The organism is Paenibacillus sp. P3E, from assembly GCF_001909045.1.
Lineage (GTDB): Bacteria > Bacillota > Bacilli > Paenibacillales > Paenibacillaceae > Paenibacillus_AQ > Paenibacillus_AQ helianthi.
In genome coordinates this window covers 23,783-31,507 of the sequence record NZ_LVWH01000211.1, presented here as the reverse complement: position 1 = coordinate 31,507, position 7,725 = coordinate 23,783, and the positions used below count along the sequence as shown (strand labels likewise).

Below are 7,725 nucleotides of genomic sequence, written 5' to 3'. Positions count from 1 at the left end.
ACGTCGATGAGTCTTGCAGGTCATTTCCCTTTGTGTGTTTTCCTGTAAGATATACGATTTCGTATAGGTTTCCCCGTTTTTACGGCGGGTCACCCAGCATCGCCGCCACCTCTGGTTCACTGCATTCCGGGCTGGACTTTGCCTGCAGGCCCTTCGGATTCTTCCTTACGGAAGACACCCTGCCCTTCCGGCAACCTTCGGTTGCCGGAAGTCTGCTTCGGCTACGGCACTTTAAAGGGTAAAGTCACCGGGTGGATTTGAACCACCTAGATAGTGCGACTGTGAGGCGCACGCAAAAACCCGCTCCGGTCAGACCGGAAGCGGGTTGGATTTTATATAGCAGGGCGGAGCCGCTGCAGATTATACCATGATTTTGCAAATATCGTTGGTGAACTGCACGGGATCGTTCACTTGGAGACCTTCGATCAACAGTGCCTGGTTGTATAGCAGATTCGTATACAGGCCAAGCTTCTCCTTGTCCCCTTCTGCAGCAGCTTTCAGGGATTTGAAGACATCATGATGAATGTTGATCTCCAGCACCTTATCCGCCTGTACTTCCTGGCCGTTCGGCATGGCTTTGAGGATCTTTTCCATCTCAATCGTGAGCTCGCCCTCTGTGGACAGGCAGACCGGATGGGATTTCAGCCGCTTGGACGCTTTGACTGCCTTCACTTTTCCGGACAGAATGCCCTGCATTGCTTCGAACAGTTCCTTGTTCTCATTCTCTTCTGCTTCGGATGGCTTGTCCTCTGCATTCTCTTCAATACCCAAATCGCCGCTGGATACGTTTTTGAATTCCTTTTCCTTATAGGACATGATCATCTTGATCGCAAATTCATCGATATCGTCAGTGAAGTAGAGAATTTCATAACCCTTGTCCGATACCATCTCAGTCTGAGGCAGCTTCTCGATCCGTTCCACCGATTCCCCGGAAGCATAGTAGATATACTTCTGGTCTTCCGGCATTCTTTCCACATATTCGGCCAGCGTAACCTGCTTCTTCTCCTTGGAAGAGTAGAACATCAGCAGGTCCTGGAGGGTTTCTTTTTCCATGCCATAGTCATTGTAGACCCCGAACTTCAGCTGTCTGCCAAACGAAGTGTAGAACTTCTCATATTGCTCTCTCTCATCCTTGAGCAGGCTCAGAAGCTGGCTCTTGATCTTGCTCTTGATGTTCTTGGCAATCAGCGTCAGCTGGCGGTCATGCTGCAGCATCTCACGGGAGATGTTCAGCGACAGATCCTCGGAATCCACCATCCCTTTGACGAAACTGAAATAATCCGGCAGCAGGTCAGCACATTTGTTCATGATCAGCACGCCGTTGGAATAGAGCTCCAGGCCTTTTTCATATTCCTTGGTGTAATAATCGAACGGTGTGTTCTCCGGAATGAACAGGATCGCATTATAGACCACCGCGCCGTCGGCACTAATGTGAATATGCTTGAGCGGCTTGTCGAAGCCGTAGCGTTTCTCTGTGTAAAAGTTATTGTAATCCTCGTCGGTCAGCTCATTTTTGTTCTTGCGCCAGATGGGCACCATGCTGTTGACGGTTTGCTCTTCCTTCGTTTCCTCGAACTCCCCTTCGCTGCCTTCCTTCGGCTTGCTGCCGGTGATGTCCATCTTGATCGGGAAACGGATGAAGTCAGAATATTTCTTGATGATCGATTTCAGGCGGTATTCTTCCAAGAACTCGTCGTAGTTGTCTTCCTCTGTATTCGATTTGATCTTGAGTGTAATTTCAGTTCCTATGGTATCCTTCTCGGCGGGCTCAATCGTATATCCGTCAGCTCCCTGGGACTCCCACTTGAAGGCCTGGTCGCTGCCCAGCGCCTTGCTGACTACAGTCACATCGTCTGCCACCATAAAAGCGGAATAGAAGCCAACCCCGAACTGCCCGATGATGTTGTGGCCGTCTTTTGCTTCATTATCCTTCTTAAAAGCAAACGACCCGCTGTTCGCGATAATTCCCAGGTTGTTCTCCAGCTCTTCCTGGGTCATCCCGATGCCTGTATCGGAGATCGTTAGTGTACGGCTTTCCTTGTCCGCAGTCACTTTAATGTAATAATCCTCTTTATTGAACACCAGACCTTCGTCGGCCAGTGCTTTGTAATAGATTTTGTCAATGGCATCGCTTGCATTCGAAATCAGTTCCCGCAGAAAAATCTCGCGCTGCGTATAGATGGAGTTAATCATCATTTCCAGCAATCTTTTGGATTCAGCTTTGAACTCTTTTTTAGCCATGAATAAGTAAATCTCCTTTCAAAAATAACCTCATATAGTGTCCGGAAGATTAGCACTCCATTGTGAGGAGTGCTAACACTTCCTTTTATATACCATATTCCCGTTTTTGATGTCAATATATTGCTGCAAATACTTAGCTAGCGGACCGAGAATCCGTCCAATATATTTTTCCAAAGTTCATCATTATCGTGAAACTCATCAGGTACCTTCGGGATTTGCAGGGCGCACACATTCTGAAATGGCCATGGAGTTTCAACCATATAGTCTACCGGAGCATGATTAATCACTAGCAAGTTGAATTCACCGGGGACCAACTGTTGTAGAACATCCAGCAGTTCCGCCGTTTCATGTATAGTTCCTTCAGTACGGATAAATAAAATTCGGTTAGCGTTCTTAAGGGTATCCAGAAACCGTGGAACACGCCGGCTAACTTTCTCTCTAAGCTCGGGGTAACTCACCAGTTGAACAGGTGTATTCTGATTCAGCGGAAAGTCATGATGAGAGAAGATATAGTATGCAGCATCCCGCACAATATAGCACCCAGCCTTGTCATTGATACCTGTAATCGCCAAATTCGGTAATTCCATATAATTCAAAAACCGGTTCCGTAAAAGATGGCTTACCCCTGACAGTGCAGGTGACTCCACCCAATCCAGAACGCCTCCGATCTTCCTCAGCATATGCCGTGATAATTGATCTGCAGGTAAGCAATTCGCCCCTAAACTAAAGATGACATCGTAAGTCCCTTTGATCTGATTATAGTTCATGCCCAATCCCCTCCTGCATCATTTACTATATTTAATTACACAGAGAGAAAAGGGTTTGGACTGTAGGGCCTATATTCAGGCGAAATTAGTCAGATATGCAGGTCATGCACCTCAAATCTCACATACAATAATTTTAGAAAAGAAGATGGGCGGTGTAGATATTGACCAAAATATCCGTTCTTATGCCAGTTTTTAATATGGCCCCCTATATTGAAGAATCTATTTGCAGTATTTTAACTCAAACGTATACAGATTTCGAATTACTAATTATTGATGACGGATCTACGGATGGGACCTTAGATATTATTAGAAAATTTGATGACCGTAGAATTAAATTGATTACACATTCAAGAAATGTTGGATTAATCGAGACGTTAAATCAAGGCATCGATTTATGTACAGGGGAGTACATTGCCCGTATGGATGGAGATGATATTGCATTGCCTCACCGCTTTGAACGCCAAGTGAATTACATGGACATCCATCAGGACTGCGGCGTTTGCGGCTCTCAGGTTTATTTGTTAGGTTTAGATGCTATTACCACGAAACCGTTACATCATGAGGAGATCAGATGCTGGCAGTTATTCCAATGTACGATTGTGCATCCAACGGTTATGATCCGCAAATCTGTACTAGAGGACCATGGGATCAAGTATTTGAATTATGTTCATGCTGAAGATTACGAAATATGGAACCGATTATCGGCAGTTACACAGGTGGTTAATCTTCCTGAAGTGTTGCTCATGTACAGACAACATTCCAATCAGATTTCCAATACTCACCAACAAGTGCAAGTCATACAATCAGAACGCATCCGCAGAGATCAATTACGTCTGCTCGACATTGAACCCACCGCTGAGGAGTACCAGACTCACTTGGATTTTTGCAATTTTAGAATACGGGTGCATGAACCTGCTCAATACTATACATGCTTGGCATGGGCTCACAAGATTTTGGAAGGCAATTTACGCAGGCAAAAATATGATCACGAAACCCTAAATTCAGTATTATCGCAGTGTTTCAGTCTATCCCGATATTAAGCCAGCGAAGACAAAAAAGGTTGGAAAGACTCCTGAGTCTTATCCAACCTTTTTTTGATATATACCCTAGCCAGACTATCTTCACTTACCTACCCACAATCTCACAACGCTACAGCCTTCGCCTGAGCATCCGCCAGCAGCATCTGTATCAGGGATTGCAGCGGCAGTGATTTCCACTTCTTCGGATGGATAAGCAGCTGCAGATCGAAGTGGATTTCGGGATGCACAAACGGCAGCTCGGCCAGCGTTCCGCGTTCAATCTCTTCTTCAGCTACGATTCTCGGAAGCAGGGCAATACCCAGCCCATTGCGTACGCAGCGCTTAATGGCCTCCAGATTGGACAGCTCAAAGCCGATACGGAAGTTTATTCCATGCTCGCGCAGCAGATTCTCGAACAGACTGCGGTAGATACAGCTCTCCTCTGAGACGATCAGCTCGCATTTATTCAAATCCTGCAGTGTCACTTGGTCCAGTCTTGCCAGCGCGTGCCCCTTTGGTGCCACCAGCACCAGCGGCTCATCCCTGATGATCATACGCTCAAGCTGCGTATCTGCTGTGCTGCGATCCAGCATCAAGCCGATATCCACCTCGCCATCTCTAATTTTGGCCACCAGATTGGCTTCCTGTTCGGTTTGCAGATGAATGTTTAACCCCGGAAACGTTGTCCGAAGCTGCTGCAGAAAAGGCGGCAGGTAAAAGGCGGCCAACGAATCTATCGTCCCAATCGTCAAGGTTCCTCCAATCTGCTGGGCAATCGTTTCTTTGGAGCGGTCATATAAATCCAGAATCTCCACGAACAGCTTGAGCAGCTCTTCTCCAGGTGGGGTCAGGCGCAGTACCCGTCCATGCCGCTCCATCAGCGGAACCCCGTATTCCTTCTCAATCTTCTGGATCTGCGTGGTCACACTGGACTGTGCGTAACCCAGTTCTTCAGCCGCCCGGGTAAAGCTTTGCCGCTTTGCGACCTCACGAAAGGTCCGCATATATGTTAAATCCATAAGTTCACCCCAACATCAATATTATTGATAACCCACATCATTTATTATAGCTAACGCCGATGGAATATTCCATGCTACAGTAAGATAAAAGGATTTCAACATTTTGGAGGCCGATATTCATGTTAACAGAAGAACAGATTTATGGAATCTATGTTCCCGTGGTAACCCCGTTCAATACAGCTGGAGAGATCGATCTGGAATCGTATCAGCGCTATGTGAACAACATCATCAAGAACAGTATTCATGGTCTGGTCGTCAATGGAACCACTGGAGAATCGCCGACAGTCAACATACAGGAGCTGCAGACCCTCGTGAACACTTCAAGAGAGCTATTGAAATCCAGCTCGATTCCACTGGTTATTGGCACAGGGACCAATGACACCGCATCCACGGTAGCCCGCACCGAAATGGCCGCAAACTCCGGCGCTGATGCTGTACTGGTTGTAGTACCCTATTACAGCCGCCCTTCCCAGCAAGGCATTATTGAGCATTTCCGCAAAGCTGCCGAGGTAGGTATACCTGTCATGGCTTATGATATTCCGGGCCGCGCTGGAGTCGGTATGACCATCGATACGGCACGAACAATCCTGGAAATGAATAATGTTGTCGGTTTAAAAGATTGCTCTGGTTCGCCGCTGCTCGTCTCTGAGCTGTCCCGCCTGGGCTCGAAGCCGGTGCTGTGCGGTGATGACCTCCATTTCTTCGAGATGCTGGGCTGTGGAGCCGCCGGTGGTATGCTGGCCTCGGCCAATGTCCATACTGCGAAGTACCTGGGGATCTACGAGCAGTTCCGAAATGGAAAGATTGAAGTAGCCAGAGCAGAATTTGACCGGCTCATCCCGCTGATGAAGCTTCTCTTCAAGGAATCCAATCCCGCTCCGATCAAATGGCTGCTTAATGCCTATGGAGAAATCTCCTCGGATACGCTCCGCCTGCCAATGACCCCAATTAGCTCCGAGCTGCGTGAGGAATTGGGAGCTTATCTGGCCGGGTAGCACTTGTTCGATAACTGATATAATATGCAACACAAAAAGAACCGCCAAGGACAGTCTTTGACTGCACCCTGGCGGTTCTTGTTATTATATGCGCCTCCCGTTAGGAGAGGCTTATATTGTATTCCCAAAGCCGCAGTTTATTGCGATCTGCCTGCTTTGGCAGCAGGTCTGCTGCTTGGACGGTTGCTGTGGTTGTTGCCTGATCTGCCAGCCTGACCGGTTGCAGGTCTGCTGCTCTGACCGGAGCCGTTCCGCTCGCCCGGTCTGCCGCTATAACCGGCTCCGCTGGCGGCAGCACTCCCAGGTCTTGCTCCTGCTGCTGATTTGCGGCCCGCATCCGCGCTTGGTTTGCTACCCGCACTGCTCTTACTTCCACCGGAACTGTTACCCGGACGGTTACCTTGCGTGAACCACTCCGACTTCGGCTTGCGCGCCGGATTGGTCTTCGGCTTGGCCGCCGGTTTCGCCGGGGCTTTGGCCGGGCGTTCATTCAGCAGAGCCTGAGCACTTTTGGACATTGGGTACGCATGGTCCTTCACTTCCGGAATCGTCTTGCCGATCAGCTTCTGGATATCCTTAAGGTACGGGATTTCTTCGGCTTCGCATAGAGAAATGGCAATTCCGCTCATACCGGCACGGCCGGTGCGGCCGATACGGTGAACATAGGTTTCCGGAATGTTCGGCAGATTGAAGTTGATGACATGCGACAGCTCATCAATGTCAATCCCGCGGGCGGCAATGTCCGTAGCAACAAGCACGCGTGTAGCCCCGCTCTTGAAGTTGCGCAGCGCATTCTGGCGGTCATTCTGGGACTTGTTACCATGAATCGCTTGGGCGGTAATGTTAATTCGGGTCAAATCGCGGGTCACCCGGTCAGCTCCGCGTTTTGTGCGGGTGAAGACCAGTGCAGACACAATCGATTTGTCCTGCAGCAGACGGTTCAACTGATTCTGCTTATTGCCGTTCTCCAGCAGATAGATCGACTGCTCAATTCTATCCACAGTGGAGGAAACCGGGGTTATTTCGATTTTCACCGGGTTCACCAGCAGTGTTTTGATCAAATTCGAAATTTCTGTCGGCATCGTAGCCGAGAAGAACAGGGTTTGTTTTTTGGCTGGCATTTTGGCAATAATCCGCTTCACATCATGAATGAAGCCCATGTCGAGCATGCGGTCTGCTTCGTCCAGTACAAGAATCTGCACATATTGCAGATCGACATGCTTCTGGTTGATTAGATCGATCAGCCGTCCTGGTGTAGCAATCAGAATATCTGCACCCTGGCTTAATGCGCGCTCCTGCGCTTTTTGCGATACACCGCCGACAATAGCTGTTGAACGGATGCTGGTGAATTTGCTATAGGCCTGAATATTTTCCGAGATTTGCAAAGCAAGCTCTCTGGTAGGTGTGAGAATCAGCGAACGAATCCGGCGTTTGCCGCCAGTTACAGAAGGCTGCTGGCTTAACAACTGGATAATTGGCAATGAGAACGCGGCTGTTTTGCCTGTTCCGGTCTGTGCACAGCCAAGGACGTCTCTGCCGGCCAATGCCGCAGGGATGGACTCCTCCTGAATTGGGGTGGGGGATGTATAATTTTCCTGGCTCAAAGCCTTGAGGATCGCGGGGATCAAATTCAAATCATTAAAAGTCATGTTGTCTCCTTAATTATCAATACATATATTTTCAG

6 protein-coding genes are annotated in these 7,725 nt (G+C 48.5%); 2 read left to right on the top strand and 4 right to left on the bottom strand.

What is annotated here, in order from left to right; genetic code table 11:
• Nucleotides 1–360: 360 nt before the first annotated feature.
• A complete protein-coding gene (gene htpG, locus A3842_RS27020; protein ID WP_074103359.1) occupies nt 361–2,241 on the bottom strand; it encodes a molecular chaperone HtpG in 1,881 nt (626 codons plus the stop codon).
• A gap of 137 nt (nt 2,242–2,378) precedes the next feature.
• Nucleotides 2,379–3,008, bottom strand: a complete 630-nt coding sequence (locus A3842_RS27015; protein ID WP_074103358.1) for a DUF1796 family putative cysteine peptidase — start codon at nt 3,006–3,008, stop codon at nt 2,379–2,381.
• Nucleotides 3,009–3,169: 161 nt separating this feature from the next.
• On the opposite strand from A3842_RS27015, the gene A3842_RS27010 reads away from it, so the two are divergent.
• Nucleotides 3,170–4,048, top strand: a complete 879-nt coding sequence (locus A3842_RS27010) for a glycosyltransferase family 2 protein (protein WP_074103357.1) — start codon at nt 3,170–3,172, stop codon at nt 4,046–4,048.
• Between the two features lie 101 nt (nt 4,049–4,149).
• Here the strand turns inward: A3842_RS27010 and A3842_RS27005 are convergent, their stop codons facing one another.
• Nucleotides 4,150–5,046 carry a LysR family transcriptional regulator gene (locus A3842_RS27005; protein WP_074103356.1) on the bottom strand — a complete coding sequence of 299 codons (897 nt, stop codon included), beginning with the start codon at nt 5,044–5,046 and terminating at the stop codon, nt 4,150–4,152.
• Between the two features lie 119 nt (nt 5,047–5,165).
• On the opposite strand from A3842_RS27005, the gene dapA reads away from it, so the two are divergent.
• Nucleotides 5,166–6,041, top strand: a complete 876-nt coding sequence (dapA, locus tag A3842_RS27000; protein WP_074103355.1) for a 4-hydroxy-tetrahydrodipicolinate synthase — start codon at nt 5,166–5,168, stop codon at nt 6,039–6,041.
• Nucleotides 6,042–6,178: 137 nt separating this feature from the next.
• Here dapA and A3842_RS26995 read toward each other — a convergent pair whose 3' ends face one another.
• Nucleotides 6,179–7,690 carry a DEAD/DEAH box helicase gene (locus A3842_RS26995; protein WP_074103354.1) on the bottom strand — a complete coding sequence of 504 codons (1,512 nt, stop codon included), beginning with the start codon at nt 7,688–7,690 and terminating at the stop codon, nt 6,179–6,181.
• Between the last annotated feature and the right edge of the window lie 35 nt (nt 7,691–7,725).

Excerpts from the sequence above, each read along its gene's own strand:
- htpG (WP_074103359.1), bottom strand. The coding sequence starts at position 2,241 with ATGGCTAAAAAAGAGTTCAAAGCTGAATCCAAAAGATTGCTGGAAATG.
- A3842_RS27015 (WP_074103358.1), bottom strand. The coding sequence starts at position 3,008 with ATGAACTATAATCAGATCAAAGGGACTTACGATGTCATCTTTAGTTTA.
- A3842_RS27005 (WP_074103356.1), bottom strand. The coding sequence starts at position 5,046 with ATGGATTTAACATATATGCGGACCTTTCGTGAGGTCGCAAAGCGGCAA.
- dapA (WP_074103355.1), top strand. The coding sequence starts at position 5,166 with ATGTTAACAGAAGAACAGATTTATGGAATCTATGTTCCCGTGGTAACC.
- A3842_RS26995 (WP_074103354.1), bottom strand. The coding sequence starts at position 7,690 with ATGACTTTTAATGATTTGAATTTGATCCCCGCGATCCTCAAGGCTTTG.